This is a genomic window from Spartinivicinus poritis, from assembly GCF_028858535.1.
Classification (GTDB): domain Bacteria; phylum Pseudomonadota; class Gammaproteobacteria; order Pseudomonadales; family Zooshikellaceae; genus Spartinivicinus; species Spartinivicinus poritis.
Genome location: NZ_JAPMOU010000056.1, coordinates 1 through 18754, shown reverse-complemented (window position 1 = coordinate 18754; position 18754 = coordinate 1). Strand labels below are relative to the sequence as shown.

Here is an 18754-nt window from a genome sequence, read left to right as displayed (position 1 = left end):
CACTAGCCTCCTCGACCTAACCCTCCCCCCTGCAGGGGGGAGGGGAGGATTTGAAGCAATTTGCGACACCCTCCTAGAAGAGGACTAGTAACTCAACCTGGTGGTAAGTAGAATTTTGCTATTCTTGAACAAAATCGTTAGTCTGCATGTAATAAACTTGAGTAACTGTAAATAGAGAGCACTTAGACTTTTGCATACTGGTAAAAACGCTTTACTTTACTGACAATCAAGTAAGCTCTGTATAGTGGTGGTGTTGTTTATTACTTTTAATTGAAGGAAGTAGCGCTTTGACTACTAAGTATCAGGCAAGTCTTGCAGTATTAGATCAAAAAGACAATATACAATTATTGACGCAGCTTCAACATGGTATTGAAAAAGAAAGTCTGCGGATTGATATGGCTGGTCGCTTATCTGAACAACCGCATCCTGATCAGCTGGGCTCAAAACTAACCCATCCTTATATAACTACTGACTACTCAGAAGCTTTGCTGGAGTTTATTACGCCTGTTTATCAAAACCCAGCAGATGCCTTACATTTTCAACATCAGTTACACCAATATACCTACCAACATTTAGATGCTGAATTGTTGTGGGTAAATAGCATGCCTTGTCTGTTAGGTTCTGATGAGCAAATACCAATTGCTTATTATGGTGACTCAAACCTCGGTAAAATGAAGTATGTTTATCGGGAAGGTTTGGCGCACCGTTATGGTAAAGCAATGCAAACAATAGCAGGTATTCACTATAATTTTTCATTGCCGTCGGAATTATGGGAGTTGTTAAAAGATAAGGAAATGCCAGGCTTAGCATTGGATGATTACCAATCTACAAAATATTTTGCAATGATTCGTAATTTTCGTCGCTATGCTTGGTTATTGATGTATTTATTTGGTGCTTCACCTGCTGTCAGTAAAAATTTCTTAAGAGAAGGGAAGCACGACTTACAATCACTTAGCCATGAGACGCTATATTTACCCTACGCGACATCACTCAGGATGAGTGATTTAGGTTATCAAAATAATGCTCAAGCTAGTTTGAATATATGCTATAACACTTTACCTAGTTATGTAGATACTATTAGTAAAGCAATAAAAACCCCTTATCCGAAATATGAACAAATTGGCGTTGATGTTAATGGGCACTACCGGCAACTAAACTCTAATTTATTACAAATTGAAAATGAATATTATAGTCCAGTTAGACCAAAAAGAATTACTCAATCAGGTGAGCATCCAATTGATGCTCTAGCTGATAAGGGAGTAGAGTATGTTGAAATTCGCTGTATGGATTTAAACCCTTTTACTCCACTAGGAATTGATTTAACTACCAGTCATTTTTTAGATACCTTCTTAACTTATTGTGCTTTAACGGATAGCCCTGACATTGACGTGCAGGAGTGCAAAGCTATTCAACACAATTTTGATCAAACTGTTGTTGAAGGGCGTAAGCCTGGTTTAACCTTGATAAAACAAGATAAACCGATTCAATTAACTGACTGGGCCAAGCAGTTGCTAACTGAATTAAAGCCAGTTGCAGAGCTGCTGGATAATGCTTGGGAAAGTGACAGCCACAGTGTCGCTATTGAAGAGCAGTTAGCTAAAGTAGAAGACAGTAGTCTGACACCTTCGGCCAAAGTAATAGCAGAATTACAACAAAGCCAATCAAGCTTTAATGAGTTTGGTATTAGTGTTGCCAAGCAACATGCAGATTATTTCTTAGCAACTTCGCTTTGTAATAAGCGCCAAAATTACTTTAATGCGTTAGCTCAGCAGTCTTGGACTGATCAACGCCATTTGGAAGCTAAAGATACGCAGAGCTTTCCTGAGTTTTTGGCAGACTATTTTCGTACACCTTCAACTAAGACTGCATCCTGTAAATAAGTAGCATTTATCACTCTGCCAGAAGACCGCGCCTCAAACCTGCCCTGACTGCGTCGCCTCTATATGGCAAAAATGTATAACAAAGTAAGTGGAATATTGAGTTTTGTGATGAGTGTCACGCTGCTTGGTTTATAAAAGCACTATAACTAAAAGTAGAACTACACGACTGGTTATGGTGTAGCAGATTGCAGCAAAACAGGCAGCTGTATACAGATTATCTAGTTAGCAAAATATGCGGCACCCTCTGTGTAGAGTAGAGTTGTATTTATAGTTAATATCTTGATAGCTAAGCAGTGAAAGAAACTTGTAAATATATAAATAAGCGAAAGTTAGAGTGTATGTAGCGCTTTATTATTACCCTAAAGTAATATACCCAGGGCGGCAGATATGACTAAAAAGGAAGCGCCAGATCAGCCTGATACCAGTGAGATGGGGGAGTGCTCGCTGGATGATTTAACGAATGCTTACCAGCAAGGCTACCAGGCAGGTATTCGGACGATTTTTAACCTTCCTCCCTACCAGCATAAAAGGCTGGCTGCTGCATGGCAGGCAGGGTTTGATGATGGTTTGCATCAATATGAGCTAAGTATCTCTGCTGCTTAGTAGTCTAACTATGTAGATAAAATAAATGTATAGCAAGATAGTAGATGGTCTTGAGATTAGCGCTGTACTACAAATGATGTAAACAATAAGTCATCAACAATAGGTCTGCCTTCTTCCTCTTTGAGACGATCTTGGATAATTTTTAGTGCTTCTTGGCGTAAGCTTTCTTTCCCTTCAGCATTACTTATATTCTTATCAAGCTGGCGGCTAAACAGTAATACCAAGCCATCTCGCAGTAGAGGCATGTGCTGCTCAACCTTAGCAACGGCATCTTTACCATACACTCGAACGGATATATCTGCTTTTAAATATTTCAGTCGGCTTTTTATCTCACCATAGTTCACTACAAATGAGGGCTTAAGTTCAATGTATTCTACAGCACCTTTCTCATCACCCTCTTCAGCAGTACTATGGTAGCTTATTAAACATAGGCTTATAAACAAAAAATTGATAAAGAAAAGCGCTTTTTTAAGCATGAACCCACCTTGGTTATGCAATAAGTGAACTTAATGTGTTAGTGGCGCTCTACAACAAGAAATGTGGCCCTTGCATATCGTATTTCTCTACACTAGTGTAGCTCTATTTTAACCATTAGGTGTCTTAAGGCGGGAGCAATTATCTATGACACTACCTAAGTCCAGACTCTTATTTTTGCTTGCTTTAGCTGTTTGTTTGGCGCTACTTGGAGGGGCTTTGTATATGCAGCATGGTCTTGGCATGGAGCCTTGTCCAATGTGCATTATGCAGCGAATCGTTTTTATGGCAATTGCTTTAGTCTGTCTTATTGCTGTACTACATGGACCAGAAAATAAGGGCTATCGTATCTATGGAGGTATTGCCTTACTCTTTTCTGGCTTTGGTGTTGCTTTAGCATCCAGGCAGTTGTGGCTGCAGAGCTTACCTGCAGATCAAGTACCAGAGTGTATGCCTAGTGTTGAGTATATGATGGATGTACTGCCCTTTACTGAAGTGCTAGGGCATATGCTAACGGGCACAGGTGACTGTGCAAAAGTAGTTTGGGAGTTCTTGGGATTAAGTATTCCTGGCTGGACTTTAGTTGCCTTTATCTGCTTTGCAGTATTTTCTTTGGTTGAGGTTTTCAGACAAAGAAGGCCACGAACTATCTTTAGTTAAGCTTTCTTCAATTAAACTATCTTCAGTTAAATACTGTTTTGGTTGTTTAAACGGTTTATCCTACCCCTTGTTTTTTTGAGTTACAAGACGCTTTTTTAATACGATTTTGTCAAGCAAATTTGTCAGTTATCAATCAATTATTTTACTTGCTGCAAAAATCGCTCTAGCCTAATCTAGCGAATATAAGCCAACTCTGCTTAGATGGAGAAGCAGGCTTATAGTGCTGAAGAATAAAGCTAGTGCTGCCAGGAGTGTGTTTAGTGGCTGAGGACGCAGTCTGCTAAGTACCAATGGCATGCGGTATTTGCCAACATTAAGAAAACTGGCAACCAAGAAAGTGAGAGCAAGACAGCAACAAATAGTGGGGTAACAGAAGATGCTTGAGAGTTGTAAAACTGCCAAAGAGCGCTGGGGAGGAGTGTCTGAAATAATCGATCGCTGGTTAAATGAAAGACAAGAGTTACTAGTAATTTATTGTAAGCTCAGTGGTTTGAATGCTTTTGACAGTGAAGTTGAAAGTGAGGTTCTACCGGAAAAAATCCAAGCATTTTGCCAGATTTTAGTAGACTATATATCCGCTGGTCACTTTGAAGTGTATGAGCAGTTATTAAAAGAAGGTAAAGAGTTCAATGATGGGGGGCTGGAACTGGCAGGGAAAATTTATCCGAAAATTCAGGCTACTACTGAAATGCTTTTAAATTTCAATGATAAATTTGATACAGCTGCTCATTGTAATGACCTAATTGATCAATTTCCTTCCCAACTTTCAGTGGTAGGCCAAGTACTTGAAGAAAGGTTTACTCTGGAAGATCAACTGATAGAAGTTTTACATAATGCTCATAAGGAGTTAGTGGTTTAGTCTTCAAAGCAACTCGCTTTAGTTGGATTAGCTTATAGCATCAGGCTTATATTTGGTCGGATAGTTGCCAGTGTAGTGGTAAAATCATGACAATTGGTGAAATTTTCGGGCTTGGAGTCGTGCTATGGAACGGGGCTTTACCATTGGTCAATTGGCAAAAAACTGTAATGTAACAGTTGATACTATTCGTTATTACGAGAAGCAAGGCTTATTACCATCCCCTCATCGTAGAGCTTCGGGGTATCGTATTTATTCCGAAGCAGATACTAACCGTCTACAGTTTGTTATACGCTCAAAAAAACTTGGATTCTCATTAAAAGAAATAAAAGAATTGCTTAATTTGAGCCATACTCCAGGTTTAGCTAATCAACACCAGCAAATTCATGCAGTTGCAAAAGAAAAGATAATTGATATTGAAAAGCGTGTAGCAGACTTACTACAAATTAAACAAGCTCTTGAAGGGCTGATGAGTGATTGTCACTCTGAGGCTGATACACCCGAACATTGTCACCTATTAAAAGCCATAGCCTTTCGTCAGGTAAGTGGTGATGAAATAGATTGAAAACAAAGCACCTCTCCTTATCAGATCTTCCCAAAGGATATACTACACTTAAGGGCACCTTTAACCCGTTGCTAACAGATTATAAATCAAAATTATCATGCTCTACTGTCAGGCATGGAGCCGCATACAACAGAAGTTAACTGCTTATAAGCTAAAAGAGCTTCCTATTATTATTGTCTGGGTGTTGTTGTTGACTGGCTGCACAGGTTCTGACGAAGATAAGCTTTGGGAGCTGGCATTACAGGGTTACTATAGTTCGGCGCTGTCTTCTGATGGCAATTATGCTGTCATTGGCTCTATATACCATGGTGGAAGCTGTTGGGAATTACCGAAATCAGAGCGTCTTTATGACTGGAATCATGCCAAAGAACAGCTAAGTAACTTGGTTTCAGTCGATGTTGCTGGAAATAATTTAGTTGCCGCAACGGTAGATGATTTGCGAACTATTGTTCTATGGGACTTGGCAACGGGAAAATCCTTGGCTTATTGGCAAGCACCTGGAGAAGTCTCCAGTCTGAGCTTAACACAAGATGGTGGCCTAGCCTTCTTGGGAATTAGTAGTGATACACGAGCCATTGTTTTTAATATCAAGCAAGGTGGAATAGTTCGTACGGTTGAACATGAAGATAGAGTGAATGATGTTGCTATTTCAGCTGGCGGTGATTTAGGAATAACAGGTTCTGATGATTTTACGGCTAAATTATGGAATTTAAATACTGGTGAAATGCTCCATAGTTGGGATTTAGGAAATAAAATTACGACGGTAGAGTTATCACCTGATGGTTTTTATGCTTTTATCAGTGCCCAAAGTGGCTTAGCACAAATCAGAGAAACTGGATCTGGTAAATTAGTTCATGAGCTAAATGAGTATGTACACTGGATGCAGCGTGGTGATACCTATACCAGTGCTAGATTTTCTGTAGACTCGTCTCAATTATTAACTGGTTCGAATAATCGTGAAATTAAGCTTTACCAAGTTAAGGATAAAAAAATTCTAAAGCGCTGGACTGTATCGAAAAGAAGTTGGTGGCTACCAACGGGGGTGGCTATGCAGTCTGTTGCATTTGGAGAAAAAATGGGAACCTATTATGCGTTAGGATCAAATGGTTATGCTTATTTGTTAAAAAAATAAGCAGGTTGTCATAAAAACCACCACTTTTACTCATTATCAAGTGGCAGTTTTTATCTGAATATCAGTTATTTCTTAATATCTACCAGCTCAACTTTGAATACTAACAACTCATTTGGACCAATCTTAGGAGGGAAACCACCTGGCCCATAAGCTAGTTTTGAGGGAATATAAAGTTCCCACTTGGATCCTTTCCCCATTAGTTGCAATGCTTCGGTCCAGCCAGGAATAACTTGTTTAACTCCAAAGCTTGCTGGCTCTTTGCGCTCATAAGAGCTATCAAAGATGCTGCCGTCCAGAGTACGCCCCTCGTAGTGAACAACCACTGTGCTTTCTGCTTTAGGTTTTTCACCTTTACCAGCCGTTAATACTTTATATTGCAGCCCGGATTCAGTGGATTTTACGCCATCTTTTTTTGCATTTTCTTTTAAGAAATCATCACCGCGTTTGCGGTTGGTTTCAGCTTTAGCTGCATATTCTTTTTGAGCTGCCTGAGCTTTTTCTTGCTGGGCTTTTTGAATCAGTGCCATCAACTCTTTTTGAGGAATAGCAGGCTCTTTACCTTGAATAGAGTCTTCAACGCCTTTCGCTAAGGCTTTGACATCGACTGAATCAAAATCAGCTTTAAGTCTTTCACCCAAGATAACCCCTAGGCCATAGCTTAATTTTTGTTTTTCATCCTTCAGCTCGACAGCTTTAGATTCTGCAATAGCAACTACAGAAGTGGAAGCTAGCAGAATGCCAGCGGCAAGCATTTTAAATTTCATTGTCATCTCGTTATCTCATTACATTATTACTATTGACCACTTTGATCATTACGATCGATATGCGTCACTATGATTAATCATACTTCGATCAGTCATACTGCTATGACCTAGCACGTTACTCTTTCCTAGGGTATAGGTACCTAGGGTATGTACTGTACCCTGCGGTTTGGGTATAGGGTGGTCAACTCCTTCGCTCAAACCATATCTTGCCTTTGAGTCGCAGTAAAGGCAAAAGTTCGCCTATAGGGTTATCTTGATAACGAGCTAAAAGCCAATCAGGCGGCTGTGCTTAATTCTTCATATAGTAGACAGAACTCCTGAGTAACTTTGTGTTTTGGTTCAAAGTGAATAAGTGGAGTTGAAGCTTGGTGAGACTCTTTCACTTTTACTGAAGTAGAAATATAAGCGTTTAATACTGGTAATTGTTCAACAATTAACTCATCAACCAGTTGTTGAGGTAGCTTGGCACGTGGTTGAAATTGATTGACGATAATTCCCTCAACTATTAATTTCTCATTGTGGTCTGCCTGGGTTTCCGTAACATTTGCTAATAAATCAGTTAGTGCTTGGCGGGAAAACTGATCGCAGTCAAATGGAATTAAGCAATTATCAGCAGCAATCAAGGCTGATAATGTATAAAAATTGAATGCTGGTGGGGTATCTATATAAACCTCATCAAAATAGGGTTCAAGCCGGTCAATTCCTTCTTTAAGTTTGTATATTTTATGCCGGGTTTCTAGTTTATGTTGTAGGTCGCTTAAGTGTATTGCTGCGGGTACTAACTGCAAATTAGGATAGTTAGTTTTTAAGGTGTAATCCTTGAGGTTTAAACCGCCCAAACTGAAGGATAAGCTCTGCTCAAAAAAGTTTGCTACAGTAGATAGGCTACTGTTGTATTGGTGTCCAAGTAAGTAACAAGAAGAATTTCGTTGGCTATCCAGGTCAATGAGTAACACGCGTTTACCTTGGGCTGCCGCAATGGCTGCAAGATTACAGGCAATAGTTGATTTTCCTACGCCTCCTTTTTGATTAAAAACTACTCGCTTGATCATGAAGGGTCCTCATAATAGTCAGGTATGAAAGCTGGCAGGAGCACAGAAAATTGCTCCTATAAGAACAAGTATTGACCAAATTTGTTGCAAAATGATTGTTATCTTGCAATTGGTTGTCTATTAAAAGGCAGCTGAGTTATATGGGTATTGACTATTAAAGGTTTGAAGTATATTTAACCAGGCTTCTATTGCTTGATGAGCTAAATTATTGTTAGTACTTGAGTAGGATTAATGAATAGACGATAGAGGCTTCTTGGTATTTTGGCTTACATGGCTAGCCTGTTTCGACCCATGGTTTAGTGTATTGTCTTGCTGGTTTCTAATACCCTGCACGTTGGGTATATATAGTGAATATTAAACATAGGCAGAGATACCTCAATTGAATGGAGGCTATTACAGGACTCATGTGGCAGTTTTCTCATTAAAGATTTGCAGTTGAGGATTAATTTTCGATAAGCTAGCAAAAAAAATAATATTTTTTTCCATTAAATATGGATATTAATTGTTTTAATCGTATAATTCTTTTATCCACTTTTCGATGAGGATGTAAAATGCCAGCCAAGAAGCCAGTCAAAAAAAAGGTAACTCAACGGAAAGCTGCTGCTAAGGCGGTTGACCCCGTTATTACAATACAACAGGAAATAGATAAACTGCAGGCTCAGCTTGAAAAAGCAAAAGAGAAGCGCCTTGCAGATGCAGAAAAAAATAGCCTTAAAGCTAAAGCACAAATAGCTAAGGTTAAAGCTAAGTACGAGAAAGCAAGAGCTCGCCAAGCAGCTGCTCAGGCAAAAGTTAAGCTGAAGAAGACAGCAACTGCAATTAACCAGCTTGAAAAAGCGAAGTTGGCAGTTAGCACATCTAAAGATGAGCTTGATCAGTTAAAAACATCTTTTGACGAGATGAAGCAAATCCAGGCTGAAGCTAAACAGAATGCTAAGTATCAGAAAATACGCGCTAAGGCACTGGCTGTTGCAGAAAAGGAAATAGCCAAAGAAGAAGCTAAAATAGCTAAAAAAGAAGCTGCAAAAGCTGAGAAGTCAGCGAAAACTGCAGCTAGCCGTGGCCCAGGCCGCCCGAAAAAAGCGACTACAGCTGCAGCAACGACTGCCGCTAAGCGTGGTCGTGGTCGCCCGAAAAAAGCGGCTACAGCTGCAGCAACGGCTACCGCTAAGCGTGGCCCAGGTCGCCCGAAAAAAGCGACTACAGCTGCAGCCACGACTACCGCTAAGCGTGGTCGTGGTCGCCCGAAAAAAGCGGCTACTGCTGAAGCAGCGACTACCGCTCGTGGCCCTGGCCGTCCGAAAAAAGCCGCTACTGCTGAAGCAGGTACTACAGCCAAGCGCGGTCGTGGTCGTCCGAAAAAAGCGGCTACTGCTGAAGCAGCAACCACTGCTAAGCGTGGCCCTGGCCGTCCGAAAAAAGCCGCTACTGCTGAAGCAGGTACTACAACAGCCAAGCGTGGTCGTGGTCGCCCGAAAAAAGCCGCTACTGCTGAAGCAGCAACCACTGCTAAGCGTGGACCAGGTCGTCCGAAAAAAGCTGCTAGCGCTGAAGCAGGCACTGCAGTAAAACGCGGTCGTGGTCGTCCAAAAAAAGCAGAGACTACTGAAGCGAAAGAAGCTGCACCACGTCGTCGTGGTCGTCCACCCAAGAAAAAAGTAACTGAAGTTGCTGCTCCCGAGGCAACTCAGGAGTCATTGTTAGATCAATTAACTGATGAAGCTGGTTTTGAGGTTGTTGAAGCAAAACCTGAAGCTGAAGTAGTTGAGTCAGTTGAAGAAGTAGTTGAAACGACTGAGCAGCCTGTAGTAGAAGAAGAGCCACAAGTAGTAGAGCAAGAATCTACGCCTGAAGATAAATCTGATGATTCATCAGACGACAATATTCGTAGTATTTTTGATCCGGCAACAGATTTGTAGCACTTTGCAGGTATGACTGCCTGTTAAAGGTACTGAAAGCTGATGCCGTGGCTGGCGAAAATGGGGTAATTAACCCCATTTCGCGTTTTTATTTCTGCCTTTTTGCTGAGATTGTTTGCCAATATTGCGTTATTTCGTTAAACCATGCTGAAAGAGCTGTTAGTAACTCTTGAAATGGAAATTGATTAATACTATTAAGATAGTTTGATGTATTGGTAATAAATAGATCAGCAGGCTTTTTCTGGCTAACTTGATCAAGTTCGTTGAAATGACGGAAAAGAATTTGCTGCTCGTGGTATTCAAAATGTAATTCCATTCGTTTAATTAATTGGTAGAGTAAACTTCCTTCTTCATCTGTACTATAACCTTTAAGTTTTTGCCGTAGTTTCCTTATTTGCAATGTATATTCTTGATGCCATTGGGCCAGCTGTTGCCACAACTGTAGGCTATTGCACTGACTAAGCTGTTTGTTATGAAGGCTGCAAAAACTACAAAACAATAAATAATTAATACTTAATTGCCAATTGTCTTGAAAATGTAAAGCAGTTTTAGCGACTTTAGGTTGTTGGTAAACAGCACATGAAAACTGCCAGAAAGGATTAGCTGCTGTTGAGACTTGAGGAATGGTATCAAGGTTCACTTAAACTCCTAGGTTGAGGTTTATCTGAGAGGTGCCCTTATGTAGGTGCATATTCCTAACTTTTCTAGGATAATGCCTGACTATGATCAAGTTGGAAAAAATTTCATTATATCGTGGCCACAAGCAGCTATTGGCTAAAGTCAGTGCAACTATCCATAATGGCCAGAAAGTAGCAATAATTGGAGCCAACGGCTCTGGTAAATCAAGCTTTTTTGCAATGCTGCTAGGTCAACTCACTATTGATAGTGGTGACTTGCTGATGCCTGAAAAAGCAAGTATTGCTCATATGAAGCAAGAGGTAGGCAGTAGTGATCGAGCAGCAGTTGAATATGTTATTGATGGTGATGTTCAATTAAGAGCATTGCAAACATCTTTGTTACAGGCTGAGCAGCAGCAGAATCATCAACGAGTAGCCCATATTCATGCCGAATTAGATGCTATCAATGGCTATACTGCACACTATCGAGCAGAGCAATTATTACAAGGTTTAGGATTCAGCCCATCAGAATATGTGAAGCCAGTAAATACTTTTTCAGGTGGTTGGCAGATTAGACTGAACCTAGCCCAAGCACTGATGTGTCGTTCAGACATCTTATTATTAGATGAACCCACTAACCACTTAGATCTAGATGCAATTATCTGGTTGGAGGAGTGGTTAAAACGTTATCAAGGTACTTTATTGCTAATCTCCCATGACCGAGACTTTGTTGATAATGTCGTAGGTCAGGTCATTCACTTTGAGCACCAGCAACTTCATAGTTATTCTGGAAACTACTCGGCTTACGAGCGAATTAGGGCAGAGCGGCTTGCTTTGCAGCAGTCTTTATATGAAAAGCAACAGCGAGAAATTGCTCACCTGGAGAAGTTTATAAATAGATTCAGGGCCAAAGCATCTAAAGCACGACAGGCGCAAAGCCGGTTAAAAACTTTGGATAAATTAGAGCGAATTGCCCAAGCCCATGTGGATAGCCCATTTTCATTTACTTTTGGCGACAACAGTCGGGTTTCTAACCCACTACTGCAACTACAAAAAACCGATTTAGGTTACCCTGACAAAATAGTTTTGCGTTCAGTTAATCTTAATATTCAACCTGGAGCGAGAATAGGTTTACTTGGCGCAAATGGAGCAGGTAAATCCACATTGATTAAAACCCTCGCAGGTCAACTGTCTGTTCAAGCAGGCCAAAAACTGGAGGGACAAAACTTAAAAATAGGCTATTTTGCTCAGCAGCATTTGGATGCCTTAGATATTTCAGCTACTCCGCTTCTGGTAATCCAACGGCTATCACCTACTGTATCAGAGCAAACGATTCGGGATTTTTTAGGTGGTTTTAATTTTATAGGTGATCAGGCTGTTGCCACCATTGAGAATTTCTCTGGTGGCGAAAAAGCTCGCTTGGCCTTAGCGGTAATTGCTTGGCAGTCACCGAATTTACTTCTATTGGATGAGCCTACCAACCACTTGGATATTGATATGCGCTTTGCCCTGACCAAAGCTTTACAAGACTTTGAAGGTGCAGTGGTATTAGTTTCTCACGATCGTCATTTGTTAAATAGCTCGGTAGATGACCTATGGCTGGTAAGTAATGGGGAAGTAAAGCCTTATCAGCAAGATTTATCTGAATACAGCAAATGGTTAATAGAACAGAAGAAAGCACAACAAGCTGCAAAGGTTAATGATGGTACTGAACAACAAGATTCTGGTCAGCAAGTACAAACTAAGTTGGCTGCAAAGTCTCGAAAGGAACAAAAGCGGGAAGAAGCTGCAATTCGCAGCCAACTGAGGCCGCTTAAACAAAAAGTAGAGCAGCTTGAAGTTGATATTCACAAGACAGAGCAAGCACTTGAAGCTTTGAGTGAAAACCTGGGTGATGCGTCTTTATATGAGGAAAAAAATAAAGGGAAGTTACGCCAGTTATTGGATGAGCAAAGTCAACTAAAAAAACAACAGCAATTATTGGAAGATGACTGGATGATGGCTCAGGAAGAACTAGAAACCATGACGCATCAATTGAGTTAAGGGAATCCTGTTTTTAAGCAAACCACAGTGAGTATTAGAGGTGCCCTTTAGTTCGAATAAAAAACAAGCACTGTTTAATTAATTATAACAGTGCTTGTTTTAGAAAATTCCATGTAACTACGTCTATTGGCTCGTTAAGTTGCTTAGTAATTGAGCTAAAATACGATCCAAGTCCTGTTTGTCAGGCTTAGTGCCTGTAAGTACTCGTAAACCAGTGATACCTAACATTAGTAATTGGGATAAAATTTTTGGATCTTTTTCTGCTGAAATCTCGCCACACTTTTGTGCTTTCTCAATCATATGGCGTAAGCCAGCTTCTATTTGTCTTAAATAACTACTTACTTTTTGGTGGATACCTTCATCATGGGGAGCTACTTCAAGTAATGTATTTACTAAAAAGCAACCTTTTGAGTCGTTATCCAGCAAAATGTCAGCGGCTAGTTGTTCAAAGTAAAGCTTTATAGCTGCTAATGGAGAGTCGATTGACTCAAAACAACATACCTGTTTATCCAACCGGCGTTGCGCATAACAGTCAATTGCAGCCATATAAAGGCCACGCTTACTTTTGAAGGCTGCATATAAACTGCCTGGCTTTAAGCTTGTGGCGTCGACCAGATCAGCTACAGAAGTGGCTGTATAGCCAGTATTCCAGAAGACTTCGAGGGCCTGATCAAGGACCTCATCTCTGTTGAACTCTATAGGACGGCCCATAGAAACCTCATCTTACTTTTGTTGTTCAGACCAAATTAACTAACATTTATACTCATATCAGTGGATATAGTTTTTATGTGCATGCTTATGCGTAACACCTTATTAAAGGAGTTATATTTTTACATAAGCTCAGCCAGTTAATTTCACCTTTAGGGTTTGTGGTCATTTAATTATTTATGGTCTACCAAGAGCCCTGCACTACCTTAGTCAGTCAAAAACCTTAATTTAGACAGTGACCTAATTTGTGGTAACACCTCAAATTTATGACATTATCCATAAATTGCGGCTTGGCAACATTTCATGATAGCGGTTTGCTAACACTTCACATTAACAGAGCCGGTGGTTCACACTTTATTAAGGAGTGATCATGCAAGACTGATAGGTGGCAAAATTACACGACCTGTGAATGAATTTCTGAGAAACAACCATAAAAAAAAACAGATTAATGTAGTGACTATACTGAAAATCTTCCAATTTGTTACATGAAGTGTTGTATGGTTGTTTACTATCTTTTTGAAGGTGAGTTATGTCATTTCAGTCTTGAGATATTGTTGCCAAAATATTTTGTAACTGGCTGCGACTTGTGATGTTGAGTTTTTTATAGGATTGATATAAGTGATTAGCCACTGTTGATGGTGCGACATTTAGTTTGATAGCTATTTGCTTGTAAGAAAACCCTTGGGTCAATAATTGAACAATCTGTTGTTGTCTGCAAGATAATTTATCCAGTGCTCCATTTTTTCTTATTGCAACAATTTTCCAAGGTAGCAAGGGTTGTATGTATGCAGTAATTTCACTTAGCTGAAGCTGCTGCTCATCTGTTACGTTCATGATTTCGGGTAGCTGGTGGGAGCTTTGCTGTTTGAACTCATTTCCTAGCAAGGTTAAAAAATTTGGTTGGTGATAGTAAATAAAACCTTTCGAGTCACATAGCGCCAGTGAGCAATTGTTGTACTTCCTGGCTTGTTGGTTGCTGGCTACTATACATTCTTTATGTAATTTAGCTGCCTGTCGAAGGTGATAGCTTAATCGTGTTTGTAGCTGTTTTTGGTGGTTATTATAGGTATGTTCTTGGCGTTTTCGGTAAATGGTGAGTAAGTCGAAGAACCCACTCTTAAAGTTGAAAGCAATAGAACTAAGTGCTCGCTTTAATTTAAAAGGCCTAAAGCAGTCTCGATAGCAAGCTGACTGAAAAAAGACTTCATCTGAAATAAAGTCTTTAATATCGATAGGTTGCTCTGCATGACGAATCAATGAGGTTAAAATTGGGTTAACTGCCCAATTGCTAATCAAGCGATTAGCAAAGCTAACAGGAACACCAACTGTCGTATAGGTGTGAAAGCTCATTGTCGCAATGTGCCCATAGCACCAGATTGCAGCATCAGACTCCGTGATTTCTGTTAATTTAGTCAGGGAAGAGTGATAAAAGTGTTTAGGTGCAGTGTGTAATGCTGCACGATAAAGCTCGCTGATAAATGCTTCTACTGAGCCTGTTAAGCCTAAATCGTTATAGTTCGCTTGGTCATCAAAGGTAGTTGCTGAAAGAGTATTTTTAATTTTTTGACTATTAATAGTTTGGTGTGCCATAGGCAAAATTTACTATCGACAGTTTTTAATGAAAGTATCACGCTTTATTTATCAAGAAAACTGATTTAGGGATATTAATACTTTTTAGCAGTGATTAGCTTCTACATAACACTTTTATATCACTACTTATTATGTACAACTACTATGACACGATAATTATTGGTGGTGGGCTGGCTGGGCTGGTGACAGCCTATGAGCTTTTACGCTCTCCTTATAAAGGAAGTATTCTTGTTGTTGAACAAAATTCAATCAAATGTTTGGGTGGGTTAGCGCGACAGGCTTTTGGGGGGATGCTACTAGTAGATACACCACTACAGAAGGTCAATAGAATAAAAGACAGTAAGGAACTGGCCAGTAAAGACTGGCAAAACTTCGCAGAATTTACTTCAGCAGATTACTGGCCCCAGCAGTGGGCTGAACACTATATACAGTCTTCATTTAAACTCTGGCAATGGCTAATGTCGCTAAAGCTGCGTTTTTTTCCCGTAGTGCAGTGGGTTGAACGAGGGCTGTATATTCCAGGTAATTCAGTACCCCGCTATCACATATTATGGGGTACTGGTAATCGACTTATCTCACAGCTAATAGCTGGTATTAGTCAGCAAAATGATACACAACAACTATCAATCAGATATCAGCATACTGTCCAGAGCATTAGCCAAGATACTTCAGGTATTTATGAGCTAAGTGCTGTTATTGGGTCTGGTCAAACTCATCACTATCGCTGCCATTCATTAGTAGTGGCTGCCGGGGGAGTCGCAGGTAATCTTGAGCAAGTAAAAAAGCTCTGGAGAATTGGCAGTGAGCCAAAGGGGTTGCTCAATGGCTCGCATCCTGCTGCAGATGGTCGTATGCATCACCAAGTAAAACAGCTAGGTGGTAACATTACTCATTTAGATAAAATGTGGAATTATGCTGCGGGTATTCACCATCCAACACCGCTGTTTGCTGGTCATGGCTTAAGCTTGATTCCTGCAAAATCAGCATTATGGTTAAACGCTAAAGGTGAACGGATTGGACCAGAACCATTAATTACTGGTTATGACACTCATTTTTTATGCCAGCAAGTGGCTAGGGAGTCAGCAGGTTATACTTGGCAGGTATTAAATAAACGAATTGCACTAAAAGAACTTGCCATTTCGGGGGCTGAGCATAATCCATCACTACGTGACAGAAAGCTAATCCAGTTTTTACTGGAAAGTCTTCGAGGCAATCATCAGTTAGTAGAATATTTGGTTCGGCAATCGGATGATGTAGTTATAGCAAGTAGTATTATTGAGCTGGCAAATAAGATGAATGAAATATCAGGGAGCTTTAATGTAAGTGGTCACACCTTAAAAAATACTATTCATTGCTATGATCAACATATTAATAGAGGTGAGCAGTTTTACAATGATGATCAGTTGCGACGGATAAAGCAGTTGCGCACCTGGCGTGGAGACAGAGTAAGAACTTGTCAGATAAAACCGATTGATGATCCCAAAGCTTACCCACTTATGGCAATTAAGCTCCATTTAATTTCACGAAAAACCCTTGGTGGCATTCAAACTAACTTAGCCAGCCAAGTATTACAGCAAAATCATCAAGTGGCTGAAAACTTGTACGCAGTAGGGGAGGCAGCAGGATTTGGTGGTGGAGGTATGTGTGGAAAGCGCTCTTTAGAAGGAACTTTTTTAACTGGATGTATTTTAACTGCAATGAATGCAGCAGCTAATATTATAAAAACACAGTAAAGAGTCCCCTCAGGATCGTCAGTAAGAAACACTGTTAGGGAAGAGTAGAAAAATGAAAAAAACAGGTGCATGGTTACTAAGGCACGCTTTAGAACAATTACAGATAACCTTTACATACGGCATACCTGGTGTACATAACACCGAGATATATGACGAGTTAGCCAGTTCTAAACAGATTACGCCTATTTTGGTTACCCATGAGGGTAATGGCGCTTTTATGGCCGATGCTTACAGCCGTACTACTGGAAAAGTAGGAGTATTAGTTATTGTACCGGGGGCAGGTATTACTCAGGCTGCCAGTGGAATTGCCGAAGCTTACCTGGATGGTATCCCCATGTTGGTGATTAGTGGAGGGATTCGTTGCCAAGGTGAATTTCACTATCAACTACACGACATACGGCAACATGAGTTGTTAGCACCTATTACTAAAGCCACTTTTCATATCCAAAAACAGTCAGAAATTATAGAAACAGTATATAAGGCTTATGATATTGCGACTACTGGTGAGCCTGGCCCAGTTTTTATAGAAATACCGGTTGATATTCAATTAGAAACAGGAGTAGTGGAAAAAATAACTAACTATCAGCCTCTGCCACCAGCAGCACTAACAAGTGATACGCTTAAGTCTATTAATACAGCTGTAGCCATGTTGGTTGAGGCAAAACAGCCAGGTATATTTGTTGGTTGGGGTGCGGTGGCTGCAGTGTCGACATTACAATCAATTGCTGAATATTTATCAGCACCTGTAGCAACTACTTTACAGGGATTAAGTAGTTTTCCTGCTAACCATCCGCTTCATACAGGAATGGGGTTTGGTCCAGCATCAGTGCCTGCAGCAGAGGAGGCATTTAAACAATGCGATTGTTTGCTAGCTATAGGGACCCGGTTTGCAGAAATAGCCACTGGTAGTTATGGTTTGCCTGTACCAGATAAACTGATTCATGTGGATATCAATCCTCAGGTTTTTAATAAAAACTATCAAGCAACAGTGACAATTGAAGGTGATGCAGGACAAGTGTTGTCTGAATTATTGGTTGAATTAGAAAAGCTAGGCTCACCAAGAAATTATACAGAGTTGGCTGGTAGTATCCAGGATTATAAGCAACGCTATTTCACTGAATGGTTAGCTCACTATAGTAATGAAAGAGTAAACCCTGCAGCTTTATTTAGAGAATTACGTACTTTAGTTGAAAACGACGCATTTATTATAACGGACGATGGCAATCATACCTTTTTAACTGCAGAGCTAATGCCTATCCATGAAGGGCGACATTTTATTTCCCCCACTGATTTTAATTGTATGGGATATGCGGTTCCAGCTGCTATTGCGACTAAACTTGCCCATCCTGAGCAAATGGTTATTGCTGTGGTTGGTGATGGTGCGCTGTTAATGAGTGGATTGGAATTAACAACAGCAGCTAATTATCAATTGGGTGTCATTTATTTAATATTCAATGATGGTGAGTTAGCACAAATTGCCCAGGCCCAGCAGATACCCTATAATCGGAAAACCTGTACACAGCTAGGAGCGATTAAATTTTCAGAATTGGCTGTTGCGACAGGTTGTGAATACATACGGATTAAAGGTGAGGATGTAATTACTGAAAAATTGCAACAGGCACTAGCCTTAGCGAGTGAAAATAAACCAGTGGTTGTGGACATTGCAATTGACTACAGCAAACGCACTCGATTTACCGATGGGGTTGTTACTACTAACTTAAAGCGATTCCCGTTAAAAACACAATTAAAAATGGTCAGTCGGGCAATTTACCGAAAACTGGCAGGTTAATCTCTAATCATTGAAGGTTTAACTGTAAAACGAACTAAACCTATAGAACAAATAAAAAATGATAAAATGAAATAATATACCCAATACGAATAGTTTTTAGGTGCGGCCATCGAATGGCGAGGCCCCATGAGCCCATAAATAATAGGTGATTGAGGTGACAGTTAAATACTCCATGCCTTAACTGCATTCACACCATCTGTGGCATTTAATTACCCATAAACTTGCAATGAATACTAGGTTATGTCACGTTAGCTTCCCAAAAAGGACTTCTGGGTAAACTAACAATGGCTTCGTGGCTAAATGATGAGCTATCAGGGTGTGTATTTAAAGATCAGCGTTTGACAAATCGCTTTAAAAGTATTGTTGCTT

The 18754-nt window shown here is 40.2% G+C and carries 17 protein-coding genes; 11 read left to right on the top strand and 6 right to left on the bottom strand.

Going from position 1 to position 18754, the window contains the following annotated elements; genetic code table 11:
- The first annotated feature begins 287 nt into the window (after positions 1 to 287).
- Together gshA and ORQ98_RS24980 are read left to right on the top strand one after the other, a co-directional pair.
- Positions 288 to 1880: a glutamate--cysteine ligase gene (gene gshA / locus ORQ98_RS24985; protein ID WP_274691549.1), complete on the top strand. Its 1593-nt coding sequence runs from the start codon at positions 288 to 290 to the stop codon at positions 1878 to 1880.
- Between the two features lie 387 nt (positions 1881 to 2267).
- Positions 2268 to 2483, top strand: a complete 216-nt coding sequence (locus tag ORQ98_RS24980) for a ribosome modulation factor (RefSeq protein ID WP_274691548.1) — start codon at positions 2268 to 2270, stop codon at positions 2481 to 2483.
- Between the two features lie 56 nt (positions 2484 to 2539).
- Here ORQ98_RS24980 and ORQ98_RS24975 read toward each other — a convergent pair whose 3' ends face one another.
- On the bottom strand, positions 2540 to 2959 hold the full coding sequence (locus ORQ98_RS24975; RefSeq protein ID WP_274691547.1) for a flagellar basal body-associated FliL family protein: 420 nt from the start codon (positions 2957 to 2959) through the stop codon (positions 2540 to 2542).
- Positions 2960 to 3104: 145 nt separating this feature from the next.
- Between ORQ98_RS24975 and ORQ98_RS24970 the strand changes: the two genes are divergently transcribed.
- From ORQ98_RS24970 to ORQ98_RS24955, 4 genes are all read left to right on the top strand, one after another.
- Positions 3105 to 3617: a disulfide bond formation protein B gene (locus ORQ98_RS24970; protein WP_274691546.1), complete on the top strand. Its 513-nt coding sequence runs from the start codon at positions 3105 to 3107 to the stop codon at positions 3615 to 3617.
- Positions 3618 to 3993: 376 nt separating this feature from the next.
- Positions 3994 to 4476, top strand: coding sequence for a sigma D regulator (gene rsd, locus ORQ98_RS24965; protein ID WP_274691545.1), 483 nt, complete (start codon positions 3994 to 3996; stop codon positions 4474 to 4476).
- A 124-nt stretch (positions 4477 to 4600) separates the two neighbouring features.
- Positions 4601 to 5038: a heavy metal-responsive transcriptional regulator gene (locus ORQ98_RS24960; protein WP_274691544.1), complete on the top strand. Its 438-nt coding sequence runs from the start codon at positions 4601 to 4603 to the stop codon at positions 5036 to 5038.
- A 97-nt stretch (positions 5039 to 5135) separates the two neighbouring features.
- Positions 5136 to 6170 carry a WD40 repeat domain-containing protein gene (locus ORQ98_RS24955; protein ID WP_274691543.1) on the top strand — a complete coding sequence of 345 codons (1035 nt, stop codon included), beginning with the start codon at positions 5136 to 5138 and terminating at the stop codon, positions 6168 to 6170.
- A 65-nt stretch (positions 6171 to 6235) separates the two neighbouring features.
- Here the strand turns inward: ORQ98_RS24955 and bamJ are convergent, their stop codons facing one another.
- Together bamJ and ORQ98_RS24945 are read right to left on the bottom strand one after the other, a co-directional pair.
- Positions 6236 to 6934 (bottom strand): BamJ family beta-barrel-assembly machinery protein, encoded by a 699-nt coding sequence (bamJ, locus tag ORQ98_RS24950; RefSeq protein ID WP_274691542.1) that lies wholly within the window; start codon positions 6932 to 6934, stop codon positions 6236 to 6238.
- Between the two features lie 275 nt (positions 6935 to 7209).
- Entirely contained in the window at positions 7210 to 7986 is a 777-nt protein-coding gene (locus ORQ98_RS24945; RefSeq protein ID WP_425347714.1) for a ParA family protein, read from the bottom strand.
- 551 nt (positions 7987 to 8537) lie between these two features.
- Between ORQ98_RS24945 and ORQ98_RS24940 the strand changes: the two genes are divergently transcribed.
- A complete protein-coding gene (locus ORQ98_RS24940) occupies positions 8538 to 9905 on the top strand; it encodes a hypothetical protein (protein WP_274691541.1) in 1368 nt (455 codons plus the stop codon).
- A gap of 88 nt (positions 9906 to 9993) precedes the next feature.
- Here the strand turns inward: ORQ98_RS24940 and ORQ98_RS24935 are convergent, their stop codons facing one another.
- Positions 9994 to 10545 (bottom strand): TIGR02444 family protein, encoded by a 552-nt coding sequence (locus ORQ98_RS24935; RefSeq protein ID WP_274691540.1) that lies wholly within the window; start codon positions 10543 to 10545, stop codon positions 9994 to 9996.
- An 82-nt stretch (positions 10546 to 10627) separates the two neighbouring features.
- On the opposite strand from ORQ98_RS24935, the gene ORQ98_RS24930 reads away from it, so the two are divergent.
- Positions 10628 to 12565: an ATP-binding cassette domain-containing protein gene (locus tag ORQ98_RS24930; protein WP_274691539.1), complete on the top strand. Its 1938-nt coding sequence runs from the start codon at positions 10628 to 10630 to the stop codon at positions 12563 to 12565.
- A gap of 123 nt (positions 12566 to 12688) precedes the next feature.
- Here ORQ98_RS24930 and ORQ98_RS24925 read toward each other — a convergent pair whose 3' ends face one another.
- A complete protein-coding gene (locus tag ORQ98_RS24925) occupies positions 12689 to 13276 on the bottom strand; it encodes a TetR/AcrR family transcriptional regulator (RefSeq protein WP_274691538.1) in 588 nt (195 codons plus the stop codon).
- 534 nt (positions 13277 to 13810) lie between these two features.
- A complete protein-coding gene (locus tag ORQ98_RS24920; RefSeq protein ID WP_274691537.1) occupies positions 13811 to 14863 on the bottom strand; it encodes a helix-turn-helix transcriptional regulator in 1053 nt (350 codons plus the stop codon).
- Positions 14864 to 14994: 131 nt separating this feature from the next.
- Here ORQ98_RS24920 and ORQ98_RS24915 point away from each other — a divergent pair, with 131 nt between their 5' ends.
- The 3 genes from ORQ98_RS24915 to ORQ98_RS29815 all read left to right on the top strand — a co-directional run.
- Positions 14995 to 16596, top strand: a complete 1602-nt coding sequence (locus ORQ98_RS24915; RefSeq protein ID WP_274691536.1) for an FAD-dependent oxidoreductase — start codon at positions 14995 to 14997, stop codon at positions 16594 to 16596.
- A gap of 52 nt (positions 16597 to 16648) precedes the next feature.
- Complete coding sequence (locus tag ORQ98_RS24910) at positions 16649 to 18385, top strand: thiamine pyrophosphate-binding protein (protein WP_274691535.1); 1737 nt, start codon at positions 16649 to 16651, stop codon at positions 18383 to 18385.
- Between the two features lie 284 nt (positions 18386 to 18669).
- On the top strand, positions 18670 to 18754 hold an 85-nt coding region (locus ORQ98_RS29815; protein ID WP_483414578.1), incomplete at its 3' end, for a transposase DNA-binding-containing protein.

What these genes read in the sequence shown, in the direction of transcription:
- ORQ98_RS24980 (WP_274691548.1), top strand. Translation starts at nt 2,268, where the DNA reads ATGACTAAAAAGGAAGCGCCAGATCAGCCTGATACCAGTGAGATGGGG.
- ORQ98_RS24975 (WP_274691547.1), bottom strand. Translation starts at nt 2,959, where the DNA reads ATGCTTAAAAAAGCGCTTTTCTTTATCAATTTTTTGTTTATAAGCCTA.
- ORQ98_RS24970 (WP_274691546.1), top strand. Translation starts at nt 3,105, where the DNA reads ATGACACTACCTAAGTCCAGACTCTTATTTTTGCTTGCTTTAGCTGTT.
- rsd (WP_274691545.1), top strand. Translation starts at nt 3,994, where the DNA reads ATGCTTGAGAGTTGTAAAACTGCCAAAGAGCGCTGGGGAGGAGTGTCT.
- ORQ98_RS24960 (WP_274691544.1), top strand. Translation starts at nt 4,601, where the DNA reads ATGGAACGGGGCTTTACCATTGGTCAATTGGCAAAAAACTGTAATGTA.
- ORQ98_RS24955 (WP_274691543.1), top strand. Translation starts at nt 5,136, where the DNA reads ATGCTCTACTGTCAGGCATGGAGCCGCATACAACAGAAGTTAACTGCT.
- bamJ (WP_274691542.1), bottom strand. Translation starts at nt 6,934, where the DNA reads ATGAAATTTAAAATGCTTGCCGCTGGCATTCTGCTAGCTTCCACTTCT.
- ORQ98_RS24945 (WP_425347714.1), bottom strand. Translation starts at nt 7,986, where the DNA reads ATGATCAAGCGAGTAGTTTTTAATCAAAAAGGAGGCGTAGGAAAATCA.
- ORQ98_RS24940 (WP_274691541.1), top strand. Translation starts at nt 8,538, where the DNA reads ATGCCAGCCAAGAAGCCAGTCAAAAAAAAGGTAACTCAACGGAAAGCT.
- ORQ98_RS24930 (WP_274691539.1), top strand. Translation starts at nt 10,628, where the DNA reads ATGATCAAGTTGGAAAAAATTTCATTATATCGTGGCCACAAGCAGCTA.
- ORQ98_RS24925 (WP_274691538.1), bottom strand. Translation starts at nt 13,276, where the DNA reads ATGGGCCGTCCTATAGAGTTCAACAGAGATGAGGTCCTTGATCAGGCC.
- ORQ98_RS24920 (WP_274691537.1), bottom strand. Translation starts at nt 14,863, where the DNA reads ATGGCACACCAAACTATTAATAGTCAAAAAATTAAAAATACTCTTTCA.
- ORQ98_RS24915 (WP_274691536.1), top strand. Translation starts at nt 14,995, where the DNA reads ATGTACAACTACTATGACACGATAATTATTGGTGGTGGGCTGGCTGGG.
- ORQ98_RS24910 (WP_274691535.1), top strand. Translation starts at nt 16,649, where the DNA reads ATGAAAAAAACAGGTGCATGGTTACTAAGGCACGCTTTAGAACAATTA.